Source organism: Planktothrix serta PCC 8927, from assembly GCF_900010725.2.
Taxonomy (GTDB): domain Bacteria; phylum Cyanobacteriota; class Cyanobacteriia; order Cyanobacteriales; family Microcoleaceae; genus Planktothrix; species Planktothrix serta.
The window spans coordinates 254,344-273,172 of sequence record NZ_LR734877.1 but is presented as its reverse complement, the minus strand read 5'-3'; the positions used below and the strand labels follow the sequence as shown (position 1 = coordinate 273,172).

General features: G+C 38.9%; 21 protein-coding genes. 16 read left to right on the top strand and 5 right to left on the bottom strand.

Annotated elements, in window-relative coordinates:
* Window positions 1-135: 135 nt before the first annotated feature.
* The gene (locus PL8927_RS17835) at window positions 136-1,782 is read left to right on the top strand and encodes a GspE/PulE family protein (RefSeq protein WP_083624232.1); all 1,647 of its coding nucleotides are present in this window, start codon (window positions 136-138) and stop codon (window positions 1,780-1,782) included.
* A gap of 66 nt (window positions 1,783-1,848) precedes the next feature.
* Window positions 1,849-3,528, top strand: coding sequence for an ABC1 kinase family protein (locus PL8927_RS17830; RefSeq protein WP_083624228.1), 1,680 nt, complete (start codon window positions 1,849-1,851; stop codon window positions 3,526-3,528).
* Window positions 3,529-3,531: 3 nt separating this feature from the next.
* Here PL8927_RS17830 and PL8927_RS17825 read toward each other — a convergent pair whose 3' ends face one another.
* Window positions 3,532-3,957 carry a type II toxin-antitoxin system VapC family toxin gene (locus PL8927_RS17825; protein WP_083624225.1) on the bottom strand — a complete coding sequence of 142 codons (426 nt, stop codon included), beginning with the start codon at window positions 3,955-3,957 and terminating at the stop codon, window positions 3,532-3,534.
* Window positions 3,958-3,959: 2 nt separating this feature from the next.
* Window positions 3,960-4,298 carry a hypothetical protein gene (locus PL8927_RS17820; protein ID WP_083624223.1) on the bottom strand — a complete coding sequence of 113 codons (339 nt, stop codon included), beginning with the start codon at window positions 4,296-4,298 and terminating at the stop codon, window positions 3,960-3,962.
* Between the two features lie 376 nt (window positions 4,299-4,674).
* Between PL8927_RS17820 and PL8927_RS17815 the strand changes: the two genes are divergently transcribed.
* Both PL8927_RS17815 and miaE read left to right on the top strand, forming a co-directional pair.
* The gene (locus PL8927_RS17815) at window positions 4,675-6,990 is read left to right on the top strand and encodes a serine/threonine-protein kinase (RefSeq protein ID WP_083624220.1); all 2,316 of its coding nucleotides are present in this window, start codon (window positions 4,675-4,677) and stop codon (window positions 6,988-6,990) included.
* A 43-nt stretch (window positions 6,991-7,033) separates the two neighbouring features.
* Window positions 7,034-7,633 (top strand): tRNA-(ms[2]io[6]A)-hydroxylase, encoded by a 600-nt coding sequence (gene miaE, locus PL8927_RS17810; protein WP_083624217.1) that lies wholly within the window; start codon window positions 7,034-7,036, stop codon window positions 7,631-7,633.
* Window positions 7,634-7,778: 145 nt separating this feature from the next.
* Here the strand turns inward: miaE and PL8927_RS17805 are convergent, their stop codons facing one another.
* On the bottom strand, window positions 7,779-7,997 hold the full coding sequence (locus PL8927_RS17805) for a hypothetical protein (RefSeq protein ID WP_083624214.1): 219 nt from the start codon (window positions 7,995-7,997) through the stop codon (window positions 7,779-7,781).
* Window positions 7,994-9,826, bottom strand: a complete 1,833-nt coding sequence (locus PL8927_RS17800) for a S8 family peptidase (protein ID WP_083624895.1) — start codon at window positions 9,824-9,826, stop codon at window positions 7,994-7,996. The genes PL8927_RS17805 and PL8927_RS17800 overlap by 4 nt, the downstream gene beginning before the upstream one ends.
* A 250-nt stretch (window positions 9,827-10,076) precedes the next feature.
* Between PL8927_RS17800 and PL8927_RS17795 the strand changes: the two genes are divergently transcribed.
* The 10 genes from PL8927_RS17795 to PL8927_RS17750 all read left to right on the top strand — a co-directional run bounded on the left by PL8927_RS17795 (window position 10,077) and on the right by PL8927_RS17750 (window position 17,190).
* Window positions 10,077-10,496 (top strand): hypothetical protein, encoded by a 420-nt coding sequence (locus PL8927_RS17795; protein WP_083624211.1) that lies wholly within the window; start codon window positions 10,077-10,079, stop codon window positions 10,494-10,496.
* A 112-nt stretch (window positions 10,497-10,608) separates the two neighbouring features.
* Entirely contained in the window at window positions 10,609-11,115 is a 507-nt protein-coding gene (locus tag PL8927_RS17790) for a hypothetical protein (protein WP_083624208.1), read from the top strand.
* A 60-nt stretch (window positions 11,116-11,175) separates the two neighbouring features.
* Window positions 11,176-12,069 (top strand): hypothetical protein, encoded by an 894-nt coding sequence (locus PL8927_RS17785; protein WP_083624205.1) that lies wholly within the window; start codon window positions 11,176-11,178, stop codon window positions 12,067-12,069.
* Window positions 12,070-12,615: 546 nt separating this feature from the next.
* Window positions 12,616-13,077, top strand: a complete 462-nt coding sequence (locus PL8927_RS17780; protein WP_083624202.1) for a DUF2996 domain-containing protein — start codon at window positions 12,616-12,618, stop codon at window positions 13,075-13,077.
* Window positions 13,078-13,136: 59 nt separating this feature from the next.
* Window positions 13,137-13,538 (top strand): peptide-methionine (R)-S-oxide reductase MsrB, encoded by a 402-nt coding sequence (gene msrB / locus PL8927_RS17775; RefSeq protein WP_083624199.1) that lies wholly within the window; start codon window positions 13,137-13,139, stop codon window positions 13,536-13,538.
* 111 nt (window positions 13,539-13,649) lie between these two features.
* A complete protein-coding gene (locus PL8927_RS17770; protein ID WP_331281841.1) occupies window positions 13,650-13,940 on the top strand; it encodes a transposase in 291 nt (96 codons plus the stop codon).
* 294 nt (window positions 13,941-14,234) lie between these two features.
* On the top strand, window positions 14,235-16,043 hold the full coding sequence (locus PL8927_RS17765) for a serine/threonine-protein kinase (protein WP_083624894.1): 1,809 nt from the start codon (window positions 14,235-14,237) through the stop codon (window positions 16,041-16,043).
* A 426-nt stretch (window positions 16,044-16,469) separates the two neighbouring features.
* A complete protein-coding gene (locus PL8927_RS17760) occupies window positions 16,470-16,688 on the top strand; it encodes a type II toxin-antitoxin system HicB family antitoxin (RefSeq protein ID WP_197047465.1) in 219 nt (72 codons plus the stop codon).
* Complete coding sequence (locus tag PL8927_RS17755) at window positions 16,685-16,906, top strand: type II toxin-antitoxin system HicA family toxin (RefSeq protein WP_083624195.1); 222 nt, start codon at window positions 16,685-16,687, stop codon at window positions 16,904-16,906. The genes PL8927_RS17760 and PL8927_RS17755 overlap by 4 nt, the downstream gene beginning before the upstream one ends.
* Window positions 16,907-16,971: 65 nt before the next feature.
* Window positions 16,972-17,190 carry a hypothetical protein gene (locus tag PL8927_RS17750; protein WP_083624191.1) on the top strand — a complete coding sequence of 73 codons (219 nt, stop codon included), beginning with the start codon at window positions 16,972-16,974 and terminating at the stop codon, window positions 17,188-17,190.
* Between the two features lie 153 nt (window positions 17,191-17,343).
* Here PL8927_RS17750 and PL8927_RS17745 read toward each other — a convergent pair whose 3' ends face one another.
* Window positions 17,344-17,556 (bottom strand): hypothetical protein, encoded by a 213-nt coding sequence (locus PL8927_RS17745; protein WP_083624189.1) that lies wholly within the window; start codon window positions 17,554-17,556, stop codon window positions 17,344-17,346.
* Window positions 17,557-17,669: 113 nt separating this feature from the next.
* Between PL8927_RS17745 and PL8927_RS17740 the strand changes: the two genes are divergently transcribed.
* Both PL8927_RS17740 and PL8927_RS17735 read left to right on the top strand, forming a co-directional pair.
* Window positions 17,670-17,873 (top strand): DUF433 domain-containing protein, encoded by a 204-nt coding sequence (locus tag PL8927_RS17740; protein WP_083624186.1) that lies wholly within the window; start codon window positions 17,670-17,672, stop codon window positions 17,871-17,873.
* 68 nt (window positions 17,874-17,941) lie between these two features.
* Window positions 17,942-18,825 (top strand): IS630 family transposase gene (locus PL8927_RS17735; protein ID WP_197047317.1). Its coding sequence is split into 2 segments (ribosomal slippage): window positions 17,942-18,268 and window positions 18,271-18,825, totalling 882 coding nucleotides; the frame shifts between segments, so codons are not numbered across the junction.
* Window positions 18,826-18,829: the final 4 nt, after the last annotated feature.

Genomic DNA, 18,829 nt, shown 5'->3' with positions numbered 1-18,829 from the left:
AGATAAGAACGATTAGAGTTAAAAAAGGTTAAAAAATATTCCTTCCCTCTATAATTATTGTAGAGGATCAATTTATGTCCCCAGATTTCTCAACTCAACTTTCAATCTCATCACACTCATTCCACTGCTAACCCCATGACTGCAACAACACCCGTTTTATCCGCTTGGCAACAACTGAGAAATCAGAGTATTACCTGTGAGCAAGCCTTAAAAAATTTAGTCGATGAACAGAAAATTTTAAATCTAAAATTATTAGATCGAGAGGTTAGTTTCCGATTTTTCCGAGAATTTCCAGAACGGAATATTTTACCTCCAGTTATTCCCTTATTATTATGGCGAAATTGTTATTATTTAGGATGTCCGGTAGAAGTCTCGATGGATGCGATGAGAATGATGGGCGATCGCACTTTTTCTGATATTAAAATTATCCCCATTGATGATAAAAGTTATCGAGCTTGGTATCATGCCCAAAATCTTGATCCTCATCGAATTACCTCTAGTCCCTTAATTAACCCGTTAACGGGGGAAATCGAATCAGAAAATGTTAGTGAAACTACAGAATTATATTTATCAAAAGCAGCCGATCAACTGACTCGAATTAAAACCTTAATTTCAGGAGCCTTAAGAAATCGTGCCAGTGATATTCATTTAGAACCTTCTCAAGATGGCTTAAGAGTTCGCTATCGAATTGATGGTTTACTTCGCAATATTACCCTACTCCCCTCGGATATTGGACGGAAAGTGATTGTGGCAATTAAAGTTATGTCTAATATGGATATTGCCGAAAGTCGTCGCCCCCAAGATGGTAGAATTGGAGAGAATTATGTCTCCGAACAAGACTTAGAAGTTTCCCTCGATATGCGGGTTAGTACCCTGCCTTGTGTGGGGGGAGAAAAAGCCGTAATTCGATTATTACCCCAAGAAAATCCCTTCTCAGGATTACAAGATTTAGGCTTTTCAGAAACCACATTAAATATCTATAAAAGTTGGCTGTGTCAACCCCAAGGAATGATTATTTTTACAGGGCCAACAGGGTCAGGAAAAACCAGTACCCTTTATAATAGTTTGTTAGCCGTTGCTACAGAAAATGTTAATGTTGTAACGGTTGAAGATCCCGTTGAATATGTTTTACCAGGGATTACTCAAACTCAAGTTCATGAACGCGCAGGGATGACATTTGCTGCGGGATTACGCGCTATTTTGCGACAAGATCCTGATATTATTATGGTAGGAGAAATCCGCGATCGAGATACCGCAGATACGGCTGTTCGTGCTGCATTAACCGGTCATTTAGTGTTAACCACCCTGCATACAAATGATGCTATTGGTGCAATTCCCCGGTTAAAAGATATTGGCCCTGATACCGGGTTAATTAGTGATGCCTTATTAGGAATTGTCGGACAACGGTTAACCCGCCGCGTGTGTCCCCACTGTGCCGAACCTTATACACCAACAGCGATGGATTTAGACGTTTTAGGGTTAGAATTAAAACAGGCAAATCCCGACAGTTGGCGCAAAGGTCGAGGCTGTTCTAACTGTTTTTATTCAGGCTATTCAGGGCGAGAAGCAATTGTAGAATTATTAACCGTTGATGATCGAATTCGCCAAATTATTTATGAAGGCACCTTGACAGAATTACATCGTTATTTGTATGAAATAGGCTTTTTATCCTTCCGAATTGCCGCGATAGAAAAAGTAACCACTGGAGCAACAACTGTTGCAGAAGTTCAGCGTGTATTACCCCGGAGTGCCTTAACTCGAAAATTCTCAATTAAGACTTAAGAGTCGGAACATAAAAGCCTACTTTTAAAAATTTTAATTTTATTCATTCTCATCTTATTATTTCCCATGCTCACTCAAATTGATTCTAAACCGCTTCGTTGGCAGCGAACTCGATATTCTCCCTTGACTCGACAATTGGATGTGTTCACTGCCTGCGGACTGTTTATGTTCTTTTTATGGTGGGATAGAAGCCTTGCTAATAATACCTCTGGACAGAAACGAAAACGGGCAATTTGGTTAGTTAAAACCATGTTGGATTTAGGGCCGACTTTTATTAAAATTGGGCAAGCGTTATCAACACGAGCCGATATTTTACCCTTAGAATATGTTGAAGAATTAGAGAAATTACAGGATAAAGTTCCTCCCTTTAGTACCGATCAAGCTGTCGCTATTATTGAAGCAGAATTAGGCAATTCTTTATTTACATTATATCGAGATTTTGATGAACAACCTTTAGCCGCCGCTAGTTTAGGACAAGTACATAAAGCTAGACTGCATACCGGAGAAGATGTAATTGTCAAAGTCCAGCGTCCAGGGTTAAAACAATTGTTTGATTTAGATATGCAAGCAGTCCGGCGAATGATTCAGTTTTGTCAACGGAATTTTAGTTGGTCAAAGTTTTATAATCTTGATGAATTATATAATGAATTTTTTATGATTTTATATCAAGAGATTGATTATATTAAAGAAGGGAAAAATGCCGACCGATTTCGAGAGAATTTTAAAAATTATCCAGGGATTTTAGTTCCTAAAGTCTATTGGAAATATACCACCCATACAGTTCTGACAATGCAATATTTACCTGGTATTAAAGCTGATGATCGCAACCAATTATTAGCCTATGGAATTGATTTAAAACGGGTCAATCAATTGGGCATTTGTTGTTATTTAAAACAAATTCTTCAAGATGGATTTTTCCAAGCTGACCCTCACCCTGGAAATATTGCGGTTAGTGTCGAGGGGAATTTAATTTTTTATGATTTTGGCATGATGGCTGAAGTCAAAGCGTTAGCTAAAGATCAAATGATTAAAGCCTTTTTTGCGGTGTTAAAAAAAGATACGGATGTCGTGTTAGATACTTTAATTGATATTGGATTAATTGAATCTGTATCTGATATGAAACCTGTCAGAAAAATGGTAAAGTTTTTATTAGAAGAATTTACGGAAAAACCCGTTGATTTTCAGATGTTTAATCAAATTAAAGAAGAAATTTATATCATGTTTGAGCAGCAACCTTTCCGTTTACCTGCTCAAATGATGTTTATTTTAAAGTCTTTAACCACCTTAGATGGTCTAGCCAGAACATTAGACCCTAAATATAGTTTAGTCGCTTGTGCTCAACCCTTTGTCAAGAGTTTAACGATTTCTCAACAACGGGGTAATTTAGTCGGAGAATTAGCAAAACAGGCGCGAGATTTTATTAAATTTAGATTACAACAACCCAGTAAAACAGAGGTGTTAATTCGTCGTTTAGAAGAACGTTTAGAAGAAGGAGAGTTACAAATTAGAGTTCGGTCTGTGGAAAGCGATCGCGCCTTAAGACGGATTAATTTAGCGATTAAAACTTTAATTTATATCTGTTGGACAGGATTTACTTTAATTGCGGGGGCGATTTTATTAATTGGAAATTATCAAGGATGGGCGGTTTTTGTGTTAGTTTTATCATTATTTGGGTTATGGATGTCGGTGCGATCGCTCTTTAATCTGGCTATTCGAGAACGTTTAGACCGAATTGCAGAAAGTTAAAGGTTAAATCGTCCAATCTTCTATTAATAAATTGGGTATTTTTTCAAAATCTTTTCGGTTACGAGTAACTAAAATTGCTTGTTGAGAGAGAACAATAGAAGCAATTTTTAAATCTTGTGTTCCTATTTTAATTTTTTGACGTTTTAATTCTGTATAATAAAGGAAAGCTTGTTGATCAAAATCAAGGACACAAAGATTTTTAAAAAAGTTGATAGTTTCTCGCAACCTTGCATAACTTTGTATTAATAGTACATTATTGGCTTGTTCCGCGCGTCTAATTACATCAAGTCGTCCTCTAACTTGTTCTTCTACTGTAATAATTGTGACGGCTAAATGTTCAGGATTAATTCCATCAATACGCTGTATCACTCTGGGATTTCTTCTTTGCAATTCAGAGATATGATCCGTATCTAATATCCATAAACTCATCATTATTCCTCCTCTGCATCAATTTCGTTACGATAATCTTGAATAGCTTGCAAAAATTCATCAAACTGAGGATCATTTTCAAATATTCCTGCAAACTTTAACCAAGGATGCTCAGTTTTAGGAACTTCTATTTCTAATTGAATAATTTCTGTCTCTTGTAAGAAATTCTGAATCCGTTTAGATAATTTTTTAATCGCTTCATCTTTGCTATTAGCTGATGCTTTTAAACTGGGATATTCTAAAACAAAGGTTTGATATTTACCATTTTTCAGTTTTTTAATACCTACTTCATAATTAACTTTATTAACCGGACTGATTAGGGAAGGAGAGTTAGTTACCATTATTTAATTTAACCTCAATACTATTTTGATTTTAACAATTTTATTGAAGTTAGTCAAGAATCAGCGATCGCTGTTTAATTTGGCGATTCGAGAACGCTTAGATCGCATTGCAGAAAGTTAAGGGTTATAGCAGTTTTTGCTGGTATCTTGACAAGGGTTAAGCCTAATTTAACCACAAAGACACAAAGACACAAAAAAGTTGTAAACACGCTCCCGGCTTATTATTGTGTTGAGAATGGGTGATTGCTCTTTAACCTTGATGTTTGAAAACGGTTGAAGCGAATGGCATCAAGTTAACAAATTGTATGTATAATTATAGCAGAGGAGACCAGACTCCTTTTGAGGGATAATCAACGTTAATGCCAGGGCTAAAATTATGGTTTGCTGTTTAAATCCAACCTGCGATCAACCGGAAAACCCAGAAGGAATAACCCATTGTCAAAGTTGTGGTACAAAATTAATTGAACGATTACGAGACCGTTACAGACCCACTAATTTTCTCGGAGAAGGAGGGTTTGGTCGTACTTATCGAGGGGAAGATATAGATCGGTTAAATGCGTCTTGTGTGATTAAACAGTTAGCCGCGAAAGTACAAGGAACCTGGGCGTTAAAAAAAGCAATTGAATTATTTCAGCAAGAAGCTCAACGAATGCAAGCATTAGGTGAAAATAACCCCCATATTCCTACACTTTATGCTTATTTTGAAGAAGATCAACAACTCTATTTAGTTCAAGAATATATTGAAGGTCAAAACTTATTACAGGAATTACAAAGCCAAGGACTTTGGAATGAAAAACAGATTAAAAATTTGCTGCTAGAACTGCTTCCCATCCTTCAGAATATTCATAGTAAACAGGTAATTCATCGGGATATCAAACCTGAAAATATTATGCGACGTTCTCGTTCAGGAGGCAAAGGAGAATTTGTATTAATCGATTTTGGTGTTTCTAAACAGCTATCAGCCACCGCCAAAGTAACAACCCAAATCGGGACTCGTTTAGGTTCCTTTGGATACGCACCTTTTGAGCAAATACAAGCCGGAGAAGCCTATCCAGCCAGTGATTTATTTAGTTTGGGCGCTACTTGTTTTCATTTATTAACCGGAATTGTCCCCCATGAACTCTGGTTAAAACAAGGTTATAGCTGGACAGAAAAATGGCAAGACTATTTAAAGCAACCTTTAAAAGATCCTCAATTAAAACAAGTCTTAAATCAGTTTTTAAAAGAAGATTGGCAAGCTCGTTATTTATCTGCTGAAGCGGCATTAGAAACTTTAAACCAGAAAACAGTTTCCCCCCCTCAGTCAACTGTGGTTAAATCTCCCTCTAAATCTAAATCTAAACCCCTTCCCCCACCTCCAAAAATTAATACAACGGTTATCCAACCCCAAAAAAGCAAAACCCCTGTTAAACCGATTACTTCTCCTCCTCAACCAACCCCTAAAAAATCAGGATTTAAGTTATTTATTAGCTTATTTTTAGTCGGATCTTTTATAGGAATGGGAAGCAGTTTATATCTAGTATGGAAATTTCAATTATGGAAATATATCGATGCTATGGCTAATATACTGTCTCAGGGGAACTTAACAACTTCTAATCCTTCCCCCGTAGAACCTTCTGTAGCCGTTACGAACCCTCCCCCTCCCATACTAGAACCCACGCCCTTAGCTTCCCCTACTGTCGTCACTCCAACGCTAGAACCCACGCCCTTAGCTTCCCCTGCTGTCACTGTCTCCCCCATCGCCACCACACCCCCGACCCCTGCTGTTGCTCCTCCTCCCACTACAAACCCATCACCAGTTCCAGCCCCAGTCACCTCTGTTTCTTGGGCGAAACCGAGTAAAATTCATTCCTTCATTGGTCATTCAGAATGGGTTCATTCTGTTGCATTCAGTCCCGATGCTAAAACCTTAGCCAGTGGTAGTAATGATACAACTGTCAAACTTTGGGATGTGATTGGACAAGAACGGATGACTTTGAAAGGACATTCATCTTATGTTTACTCTGTAGCGTTTAGCCCGGATAGCAAAATATTAGCCAGTGGCAGTCAGGATAAAACTATCAAACTTTGGGAAGTTGGGACAGGACAATTAATCACGACTTTAACAACAACTAATTGGGTTCTTTCTGTCAAATTTAGCCCAGATGGTAAAATTTTAGCGGCTGGAATTGGAGATAGCACCATCAAATTGTTTGATATGACGACGGGGAAACAAGTGGCTACTTTTACAGGACATTTAGCCCCAGTGACATCAGTTGCTTTTAGTCCAGATGGTAACACTTTAGCCAGTGGCAGTAAAGATGGAAATGTTAAACTTTGGGAAGTTAGCACCGGAAAACTTCAAGCCAATTTAACTGGATCAAGAGAGGTTAATAGTATTGCTTTTAGTCCCGATGGTAAAATTTTAGCGAGTGGTGGTTCTGGTTCAACTATTCAAATTTGGGATGTAGCAACTGGGAAAATTCTGGCTTCACTTCCGAATCAAAAACAAATTTTCGATATTGCTTTTAGTCCAGATGGCACAACTTTAGCAGCAGCCAGTCTTCCTGGAGGTATTAAACTGTGGAACCTGGCAACTCAAAAGGGAATTGCCGAGTTTAGTGCTAATAGTTCATTCATTAGTTTTAGCCCTGATGGCAAACTTGTAGCGGCTGGGGAAATGGAAAAAATAAACGTTTGGCAAGATCAATAAAATCTGTAATAATTACAATTAAATTTTTTACCTAAAAATAATTATGACGGCTGCAAATTTACCTAAAATAAAATTTCTGAAAACCCCCACTTCTCAAGCTTGGGTTGAACAAGCGATCGCACATTTAGACACCATCTTACTCGATCATTCCCACTGTGAACGCAAAGCCGCCGGAGTGGCAATTAATTTAATGTTTCGCTATCCTTCTAGTGTAAAATTAATTAAAGAATTAACTGCGATTGCTAAAGAAGAATTAGAACATTTTGAACAAGTGAATCAATGGTTAGAACGGCGAGGCGTTGCTTTAGCACCCCTATCCGCCCCACCCTATGGCGCTAGTTTAAATCAACAAGTACGACGGGATGAACCCCAAAGAATGTTAGATTTATTATTAGTTTCAGGATTAATTGAAGCCAGAAGTCATGAACGTTTAGGGTTATTATCTCAATATTGTCCTGATCCTGAACTTGCTAAATTTTATCGCGGGTTAATGGCATCGGAAGCTAGACATTATGGCATTTATTGGGTCTTAGCAACAACCTATTTTGATCAAGAGATTGTTAGAGAACGATTAGAGGAATTAGCAACGGTAGAAAGTCAATTATTATCAACTTTATATCCAGAAGCAAGAATTCATAGTTAACAGGTATAGCAGGAAATTGGGAATTACGAATTACGAATTACGAATTACGAATTACGAATTACGAATTACGAATGGGGAATTGGGAATTGGGAATAGAGAAAAAATCATCTATTCCCGACTTCCTATTCCTTATTGATCAGGGGAATTAAGCGGTTTCAAAGGATTCTATTTGTAAAACCGGGCCAACCATTGCTAAGGTCATAACGTCATCTCTAACCTGACCTTGAACGGTTACTCTTAACCCCGATTTTTGCAAATCCGAAGGAGGATTATGCAGTTCATAGGTTTTGTTATCACTGACTAATGCCCAGGTTCCAAAACCAAATCCTTTGCGTTCAATTGTGCCTGTTACTGTGATAGTCATACGGTTTTCACTTGAGTTTTAATTGCTAAACGAGCTAAACCAAAACATAATAAAGCATTGAAAATTAGGAACAGTTGAGAAACCCAACCTGTTCCTAATCCCCAAACAGTAGGAGACACTATCGCATTAATTCCTAAACAACTCGCGGTTCCAATTGTCATCCCAATTGCAATCCATTTCCATTGCGGATGCCCAAGCAATAATACAATTAAAATTGCTGGAATCAGTACACTGGCAAAAATGGGATTTAATACAGTATTTCCCTGAATTGCACTTCCTAATTCGGGGACAGAACTGCCCATAATTCGCATCGGCCATTGGGGTAAATCAAAGATATAAAAACCCCGTAAAAAGAATAAACCACTACTCCCAGCAATTAATCCTCCGGTAAACGACAAACCCCATTGAAACGGGAAATAATTTCGCAAAAACCAAGCTAATAAATAGGAACCTAAAACCATTGCTAATTTAGGTAATAATGCCACTGCGCCACCATCAATCCAAAACCGAGGATTTAGATAGCCATTATCGCGTAACCATCGGAAGAAATCACGGAAAGTAATTTGTCCTTGTAATGCTTTATGGACGGCATTTGTTGCATCTAAATGACCGGCGCCAAAATGATTTAAGGGATCTTCTGCAACTTTGCGAGCAGATTCTTTGAGAAGATTAATTACTTGATTTGGTTCTGTTACGCCACTGGCTTTAATTAATGCCGCTACTCCCGCAACGTGCGGCGCCGCCATACTGGTTCCTTGAAAGGCTACAAATACCGCTTCACCTGTTGAAGGGTCAATGGTATTTTGTAATATCCCTCCGACTTGATTTTCTCCTTGAATTAATCCTCCAGGTGCAGCAATATCAACCCCAGCCCCAAAGTTAGAATAGGGGGTTTTATTCCCAGCCGCATCTAACGCCGCCACACCTAAAACTTTAGGATAACGGGCGGGATATCCGGCGCAATTTTCCCCTGAATTTCCCGCCGCGCCAATAATCACAACTCCCTGAGAATAGGCATAATCAATGGCTTCTTGCATTAAATGACTTTCGCCACCCCCGCCTAAACTCATATTAATTACATCGGCGTTATTATCAGCAGCAAATTTAATCGCTTCCGCAATATCAGAAATCGTGCCACCCCCGCCTGCACTTAATACTTTTAAGGGCATAATTTTGGCTTTGTAAGCAATTCCGGTTACGCCATAATTATTATTCGTAGATTGGGCAATAGTTCCGGCGACATGGGTTCCATGTCCGTTATCATCAAAGGCTTCAATTTTATCATTGACAAAATCGTAACCTTCAACAAATTGGGTTTGTTCTAAATCAGGAACTCGACTAACTCCGGTATCAATAACCGCAACGGTAACGCCTTCCCCTTGGGTTTCACTCCAAGCTCCTTCAATATTAATACTGCGAAAGTTCCATTGTTGACCGTATAACGGATCATTGGGAATGGTATTAACAGTATCATAAATAATCGCAGCTTGAGAATTTTTATCTGGAATTTCATCAACCCGATAAATGTAATTGGGTTCAATAAATTCCGTTTGTTTTCCTAGGGATTTTCTCAAGGATTTGAGTAGTTTTTCATCCCCACGAACAACATAAACGTTATCCGCTTGAGAAAATTCACTATTGAGATAGGGAACAATTTGATATTTTTCGGCTATTGTCCGAACTTGGTTGGCAATTTCTTGTTCTCCTATTGATTCTCGAAAATCGAGTACAATACTGTCATAACTGCCTTGATTAGCCAGACCGGAAAAGTTAGAAATTGCCCAGCCTAAGCCAATTAAAAATAAGCAGAAGAGGAAAAATTTTTTCATCGTTTTCAACGCTTGGGGTTGATGAGAGGTTGGCATCAAACGTGAGAAACCGGGTTTCTTTGGGCTTAGTGACTAGATGCTAGATTGTTGACAGAAACCCGGTTTCTGAAGGATAAATCTTGATTACACCCTAAAGACAAGGATAGAAACCTGGTTTCGGGGGTCTGAACAAACATCGTGTTTCTATTCTATCTAGTGTTCTCAAAATAAAGCATCATAGTAAATAAATTTATACGGAGTAAAAATAGCAATGGAACGGGGTTTATTGTGGCTTCCTCTACTGGCGGTGTTTATTGGTTTAGCTGGGTCGGGTTGGAATGAATACCAAAAACTGGAAGCCTATCAAACTTGGGCGACTAATTTTGATAAAGCTAAATATGATATTTATGCGGTCTTGGGGTTAAAGGAAACAGACTTAACCTGGGGAAAACCCACCCGCAAAGGGCCAATTAATTTACAAACCTTTTCCCTCAATGATGTGATATCTTTGGGGCTATTAGTGGATAATCAAGTCATTGACCCCAATATTCCCCCGGAGAAAGGAAAAGCGATCGCGTTAGAATTTAGATTCAAAGATACTGCTAAAATTGTCCAAATTCCCTTTACTGAAATTCCTCTGGCTGTCCGATGGTATAACTATCTTCAATCTTTAATGCAATCAACTTTATAGAACTTTTGGCTTCTCGGTTTGTGTAAAAAGCGTATACTAGGGAAAATAACGGTTATTTTCCTCAATCCTAGGGGAATAATGGGTTATTTTTACCTTTTGTTTAATTAAACGTATGAATTTCAAACGATACCCTAAAATTTTAATTGCTTTCGCCCTGGCAATGTCGTTATTTGTCTCCGCTTGTGCAGGAACAACTTCCGCACCGCCGCAGGGGAATCAATCTGTTAGTAGTCCAGCAAAACCTGCTGTTGCACAGAAACCTGTTTCGGGGGGAAGTTTTAATAAATTTTTCCCAAAAAGTCAAGATGGATATAACGTTGTTTTTACTCAGGAAAAAACAGGTTTTGCTGAAGCAAAATTGAACGAAGGCGGACAAAATGTGGCAATGCTTTCGATTAATGATGTTGCTAATAATCCTAGTGCAGCTACAAAATATAAAAGCAGTAGCCAAACCATTGAAGGCTTTCCGGCTGTAACTCAAGGCACGAATACCACAGCGATTTTAGTCGCTAACCGCTATCAAGTTAAAGTTCAATCTCGTTCAGCCTCTTTTGGGGCTAATAATCGAGAGGAATGGATCGAAAAATTTGACTTAAATGGGTTATCAAGACTAAAATAATATCGTTAAATTCGATATTATCAGCTTTTTTTTAAACAATAGTTTTTTAGGAGGACGATTGTGAGCAAATCGATTATTGAATTAGTTGATGAATTACCGACAGGCGGCGTTACCGTCATGGTTTTACGCGGGTTAGACTTTGTAATTCCCGGTCAATGGAATAATTTAGTTGGGTTTGAAAATACAGTTAAAACCATTACAGGAGAAAATGACCCCGCCTATATTCAACAAGTCAGTGAACGGGCGTTATGGCTATATAATGACAAAAAACAAGAACAAGATTATCAACGGGCATTGTGGTTATATCAAACCATTGATAGCGCTGGAACCGCTTTAGGGACAGCAGCTTTAGCCAATAAAATTGGAGAAAATGTTAGTTTTTTAGGGTTTTTAAATAAATTAACCCCCAAAGCAAATAAAGCTCAAGCCATTGATTTATCTCTAAAATTAGTGGCTGAATTAGTGGGATTTTGTTTAATTAATGGAATTCCCGGTGATAGTATTGGAGATTTTTTAGCTGCGTTAGGAGATTATGGTGGAGAATCTTTAATGCGGATGACGGCGTTAGTTTGTTTAGATGGTTTAATTCCGTTAGGGCCAGATTTTATTAGTTCGGCGTTATCAACTATTGGAAACTTAACTCCGAAAGAATTAGAACAAAATGAAGGCTTTAAACGAATTAATGATGTCATTCCTGGGAAAACTTCTGAAGGAAAATTACAATTTATTCAAGGAAGTTTTGATTCTGTCAAGGGTTGGATGGGTGATTTTGTTTCTCAACATGATTTAACCCCCGAAAAAGTGGTTAAAAATCTGCAAGGGTTTGTCGATATTACCAATGATAAGTTAGATTATGTCGCCGCATTTTTAGACATGACGACTAACTATTATACCCATACGGGAACTCAAACCTTAGCCCGTCGTTTAATCGAACGAGCCTCCGCCGAAATTTAACGCAGGTTGGGTCATAAATTCAGGGGTAGGGTTTTCCCACCCCTGCACAGAAATCAATCATCCGGTGAACTACTCCTAGCTTTTCGCCTAAGCTAGTAGCTTCGTGTATCATTTGCCAATGCCTCTGTTAGTAAGCTAACTTTGGTCTTACTTAGCATCTCTAGTATTGCTACCTTTACCAGTACAAGACTAGACCCACGCAGAAGTCCTAGTTCCTAAGACCTATATAGTTTTTGTTTTGACCTGACTCAGGATACGCTTTTATTGCCATTGCCCTAGTCACCTTCTCAGACTGAGATCGAGAGCGAGTCCCCTGGCACACTTCTGAGAGCCTGATCACCGGGTAAGTACAGGTTGGGTCGTGGTGATCAAGAACATCTTTATTATCCTTTGATTGGGGTAATTTAGTCAAGCATAAAGTTTAAAAATGTGTTCGCTTTCATCCCCACACCGCTATCTGAGTGTGGGGACTTCTCGCTCACAAACTGTTAAAATAGCTTAAATATTCCAGTAAATTGTTGTTCAAATTAAAACAAGGAAGTATCCATGTCTGAGGAAACAAAACCCAAGGCTGAAGCCGCTCCCCCGGAAAAAGAGGAAAAAAAACCTGCTGCGGAGAAAAAACCCAAAGCGCCTGCATTAGAAGATAAACCTTTCGTTGAGTTTATCCAACAGGACTATATTCCGGCATTACAAAAAGCATTAAATAGTCAAGGGGTTGAGGATTTAGACCTCAAATTTGCTAAAGAACAACTGCCTTCGGGGTTAGGCGTAAATCAAGATTGTTGGCAAGTGGTCGGTAAATGGAACGCTGGAAAACGACAGTTTAATCTCTATTTTCCCACTGAAGATATCAAATCTCAAAAGCTATTTACCTGTGCTTTAAATGGGAATAAACCCTCTACGATTGAATCATTTTTAGTGGATGAACGAAAGATTACCCTCGACTTATTAGTGTTTGGAGTTGTTCAACGTCTGAATGCACAAAAATGGTTAACTCGTAACTAACCCTAATATTTATAGTAGGGAACGGGAAACAGGAAAAAGCTTACTTTACTAGAGGTTTTATGGTAGACAAAATCAAGAAAACTGATGCAGAATGGAAGCAACAATTAACTGATGAACAGTTCTCTGTAACTCGCAAAAAAGGCACCGAACGCGCATTTACTGGAAAATACCATAATAATAAAGAAAAGGGTATTTATAAATGCGTTTGTTGTGGAACCGAGTTATTTAGTTCCGAGACAAAATTTGATTCAGGAACTGGATGGCCGAGTTTTTGGCAACCGCTCAAAGAAGATAATATTAGTTGCAAAAGTGATGTTAGTTTCTTCATGCGGCGAACTGAAGTTCTTTGTGCGGCTTGTGATGCCCATTTAGGTCATGTTTTTGATGATGGCCCTAAACCCACCGGACAACGTTATTGTATGAATTCTGCGGCTTTAGATTTCGAGAAATCTGAAGATTAACCTCACCCGTTACCGAAAATTCTGGGTTTAAAGCCCCGTCCTTTAGCGAAGCGGAGGACGGCTTTTTATTTTAAATTAATGTATAATAAAATAAGTTAAATCAACAAAAGTATGAAAGCCAGATATCGTTTCAGATGCTACCCAAGACCCTCCCAAAAATTGGCATTAGCCAAATTATTTGGGTGTGTACGGGTCGTGTGGAATGATACTCTGGCTTTCTGTGTTTCCGAGTACAAAGGAGGTAAAAAGAAACCTAAAAACGCTGAACTGCAAAAACAATTTATCACTCAAGCCAAGAAATTAGAAGAACGACAGTGGTTATCAGAAGTATCAGCAGTTCCCTTGCAACAAAGCTTGAATGATTTAGAACAAGCTTACTCAAACTTTTTCGCATCCTATTAATTAATGTCATACTGAGTGAAACGAAGTATCTCTGTAGAATTTTGAGAGATAGTAGAGATTCTTCGCTGTGCTCAGAATGACAGGAATAATAATTAATTAATGTCATACTGAGTGAAACGAAGTATCTCTATGGGGTTTTGAGAAATAGTAGAGATTCTTCGCAAGCTCAGAATGACAGAAATAGCTGTTTTTTGGCTAATTTTTTTGTCATTATTGGATAAATCCGCTAAAATTAATTGTAGGGCTTGTATAAAATTAAATAAAATCCCAGTACAATTTTATCCCTCAACGATAATGAAATGCTGCATCAACCCCCAATGTCCGAACCCAGACAACCCCGATAATACGGTTTATTGTCAAAGCTGCGGTGTCCCCATACCCGACTTGCTGCGGGGACGGTTTCGGATGATCAAACTGTTAGGACAAGGGGGGTTTGGTCGGACTTATTTAGCGGAAGATATCGACAAATTGAATGAGAAATGTGTAGTTAAACAGTTTGTTCCCATGATGCAAGGAACAGCAGGACTACAAAAAGCTTTAGAATTATTTGAACGGGAAGCGAGACAACTACAACAACTGGGACAACATCCCCAAATTCCGGCGTTATCAGCCTATTTTTCAGAAAACAATCAACTCTATTTAATTCAGCAATATATTGAAGGGGAAACTTTAGATAAGATTTTACAAAAACAAGGGGTTTGGACAGAACAGCAAGTTAAGGAATTATTAACCAGTTTGTTACCTGTTCTCAAATTTATTCACCAGCAAAAAGTGATTCACCGTGACCTCAAACCGGATAATATTATGCGTCGTGGAAATGGGGAATATGTGTTAATTGATTTTGGCGTAGCAAAAGATTTATCCGCAACGGTGGTATATACCCAAATCGGAACCCGTGTTGGTTCCCATGGATATGCAAGTCGGGAACAAATGCAAGGGGGGGAAGCCTACGCCGCCAGTGATTTATATAGTTTAGGAGTGACTTGTTTTTATCTATTAACTAAAATTTCACCTCTGGAATTATGGTTAGATGACGGTTACAGTTGGACGACAAATTGGCAAAAATATGTCAAGCAAAATCTTAGTCCACAATTAAAGAAAGTTCTTGATCAGCTATTAAAAAAAGATATTGGAGATCGTTATTCCTCTGCTGATCAGGCCTTACAGGATTTACAGATACCGTCAACACTACAACCTACACCATCACCCCAAGTTTCCTGGGAAAACCCCACCCTGGTTGCTACTCTCACCGGACATTCAATTTGGGTCACATCTGTAGCCTTCAGTCCCGATAGTCGGACGTTAGCTAGTGGGAGTAAGGACAAGACGATTAAATTGTGGGATGTACAGAGCCAACAGGAAATTGCTACTCTCGCCGTACATTCAAATGATTTCACGTCTGTAGCCTTCAGTCCCGATGGTCGGACGTTAGCTAGTGGGAGTAGGGACAAGACGATTAAATTGTGGGATGTGCACAGTCAACGGGAAATTGCTACTTTCAACGGACATTCAACTTGGGTCACATCTGTAGCCTTCAGTCCCGATGGTCGAACGTTAGCTAGTGGGAGTGGGGAGAACACGATTAAATTGTGGAATGTGCAGAGCCAATGGGAAATTACTACTCTCACCGGACATTCAAAATTTGTCACATCTGTAGCTTTCAGTCCCGATGGTCGGACGTTAGCCAGTGGGAGTTTTGACAGTACGATTAAATTGTGGGATGTGCAGAGCCAAGAGAAAATTGCTACTCTCACCGGACATTCAGATGTTCTCTATTCTGTAGCTTTCAGTCCCGATGGTCGGACGTTAGCTAGTGGGAGTGCGGACAAGACAATTAAATTGTGGGATGTGCAGAGCCATAGGCAAATTGCCACTCTCACCGGACATTCATGGTATGTCTACTCTGTAGCCTTCAGTCCTGATGGTCGGACGTTAGCGAGTGTGAATCATAACATGATTAAATTGTGGGATGTGCAGCACCAACGGCAAATTGCTACTTTCACCGACCATTCAAAGGATGTCTACTCTGTAGCCTTCAGTCCCGATGGTAAGACGTTAGCCAGTGGGAGTAAGAACACGATTAAATTGTGGGAGGCACGGTAGGGGCGGGTTCGCGTTAATCGGTGTTAACAATCGCGCTAAAAGCCTTGAAATAAATTTCAGGCTCAAAGCTAAAACCCGTTAAAACGGGTTGAGGAAGATCAGTTTTAGTCATCTTTAGATGACTTTAGCTTTTAGCCCGAACTTTAGTTCAGGGCTAACCTGGGTAAATAGCAATTAACTTAATTAGAAACCCGGTTTCTTTTGGTGTTTGCGATCGCATTCAGAAACCGGGTTTCTCAAGATATCTGGATTTGTGGTAATTAACTTAATTAGAAACCCGGTTTCTTGGGGTATTTGCGATCGCATTCGGGGCGGGTTTAGCCAGATTTTTGCTAATTAACAGAGATGAACGCGAACCCGCCCCTACAATATAGAAAAATTTCTGTTATTCTAAAAACGGAAACAATATTATTAATTACTGTGATTATGATTAGACGAATAACAATTTATTCCGGCGAGGATGGTTACTGGGTCGTTGAATGTCCGAGTTTACCCGGTTGTGTGAGTCAGGGGAAAACTCAAGAAGAAGCATTAATCAATATTAAAGAAGCAATTCAAGGCTATATTTTAGCTTTAGAAGAAGATGGTTTACCTGTACCCCTGGAAAATGTTGAGACTTTAGAAAATGTGCTGTTAGTGGTATGAGTAAATTGCCTAGAATTTCAGGTAAGGAATGTGTTAAGGCTTTAGAGAAAGTGGGTTTTTATTTGAGACGACAACAAGGTAGCCATCTGATTCTCAGACGTAATGAACCTTTAACACAAGTGGTTGTTCCCAATCATTCCGAACTGGATAAAGGAACTTTAAGATCAATTATTAGAGGTGCTGGATTAAGTGTTGATGATTTTATACAATTATTGTAATGTTACTATCTCAAATCCTGTCATTTGGCTAATGTCTGTTTTTCAAACCAAAGGAGAATCGAACGATGACATCCCTTGAACTTCGAGAAAAAGGCTATCAAATTCTAGTTGAACACTTAGGTCAAGTTGCTACCCTTCGTTTTCTACAAGAATTTAATTGGGGGCGAGGTGACTATACAAAAGACAGAGAAACCTTATTAAAACAGGTGACACGGGAAAGCTTTTGGCAAGATGTGGCAACCCTTCGTGCAGAAAAAGCAAACGATAATTATAGACATCGATAAGGCAGTGTTACGAATTTTTAAAACCCGGTTTTTTGGGGTATTTGCGATCGCCATCAGAAACCGGGTTTCTGTAGATATCTGGATTTATTGCAATTAACTTAATTAGAAACCCGGTTTCTTTGGATATTTGCGATATATGAGTGTCTAGGATGATCATGTTAGCGCCTCCCAGTCTTCTACAGCTACGGGTTCGTAGGGATGTTCATAGTGAATGACTTTTCCTCGCAGGGGATGTTCAGAGGTAAGCTGTGGTAAGGAAGTTGAGCGCATATCATTTTTGACAGTTTGTAAAATGGCTTCAATGATTAGGATACGTTCTTCGATTGATGTTCCTTGCAGTTTTTCGAGGATATCTGATTCAATCATTATCAATTTTTATCTGATTTAATGCTAAGATTATATGGCAATACCATTGTTTTCTTATTTAAACGGTAAACAAGAGTGCATACTAGAGGAAAGGGATTATGGAGCCGTTTTGAATGTCAACCCTGCTGGAAAGAATCACAATTAATCCTAGGCAATGTGGGGGTCGTCCCTGTATTCGAGGTATGAGAATTCGGGTGTCAGATGTGTTAGACTTGTTTGCGGCTGGACTAACTGCTGAAGATATATTGGAAGAAATGCCTGATCTCGAAGCAGATGATTTGAAAGCATCTCTTTTGTATGCCTCGCGGAAACTATAGCGCTACGCGCTATGGTTAGGACAAAAGTATGATAAGATGCAGTAATACCTCAATATCGGAAAATAGTTATGCCGGCACCTTATAGTTACGATTTACGCTCCAAGGCGATCGCAGCCGTGAAAAGAGGAGAAAAGAAAATAGAGGTAAGTCGTTTCTTTAAAATAAGTCGCAACACATTAGATCTGTGGCTGAAAAAAGAAAGAGAAACAGGAGACTATCAGGCTAGCCGACAGGTAGGAGTAGGAACTCAACCGAAAATTCAGGAGTTAGAAAAATTTAAAGAATTCGTGAAAAAAAATAGTGACAAGACTCAAAAACAAATGGCCCAATTATGGGGGTGTGAGGCGACGCAACAGAATATTAGTTATGCTTGTCGAAAACTGGGTATAAGTCGAAAAAAAAAACTTATGGGTATCGAGAAAGAGATGAAGAAAAAAGACGAGAATTTCTTCAAAAACTAGAGGGAATAGAAAGGAGCAGAAAAGTTTATGTAGATGAAGCGGGATTTGATAATAGAGAGGATTACCCGTATGGCTACAGCCCGATAGGGGAAAGATGTTATGCACTCAAGTCCGGTAAAAGAAGAGAAAGAGTCAGTTGGCTATCAGCATTGAAAGAAGGTAAATTATTGGCTCCTTTAACCTTTGAGGGGTCATGTAATAAAGATTTATTTGAAACCTGGTTAAAGAATTGTTTGCTGCCAGTGCTAGAACCAGGAGACATTATTATTATTGATAATGCCAGCTTTCATCAAGGGGAATATATCAAAGAACTCGTCGAAGAAGCCGGATGTAAAATTTGGTATTTGCCCCCATATTCTCCCGACTTGAACAAGATTGAAAACTGGTGGGCTGTTTTAAAGACATGGATGAAACAGAGATTAAACGAATTTCAAACCGTCAGAGAATGCGTGGATGCTGCATTTAGAAATTGTCCTAACGTATGCGCGTAGCGCT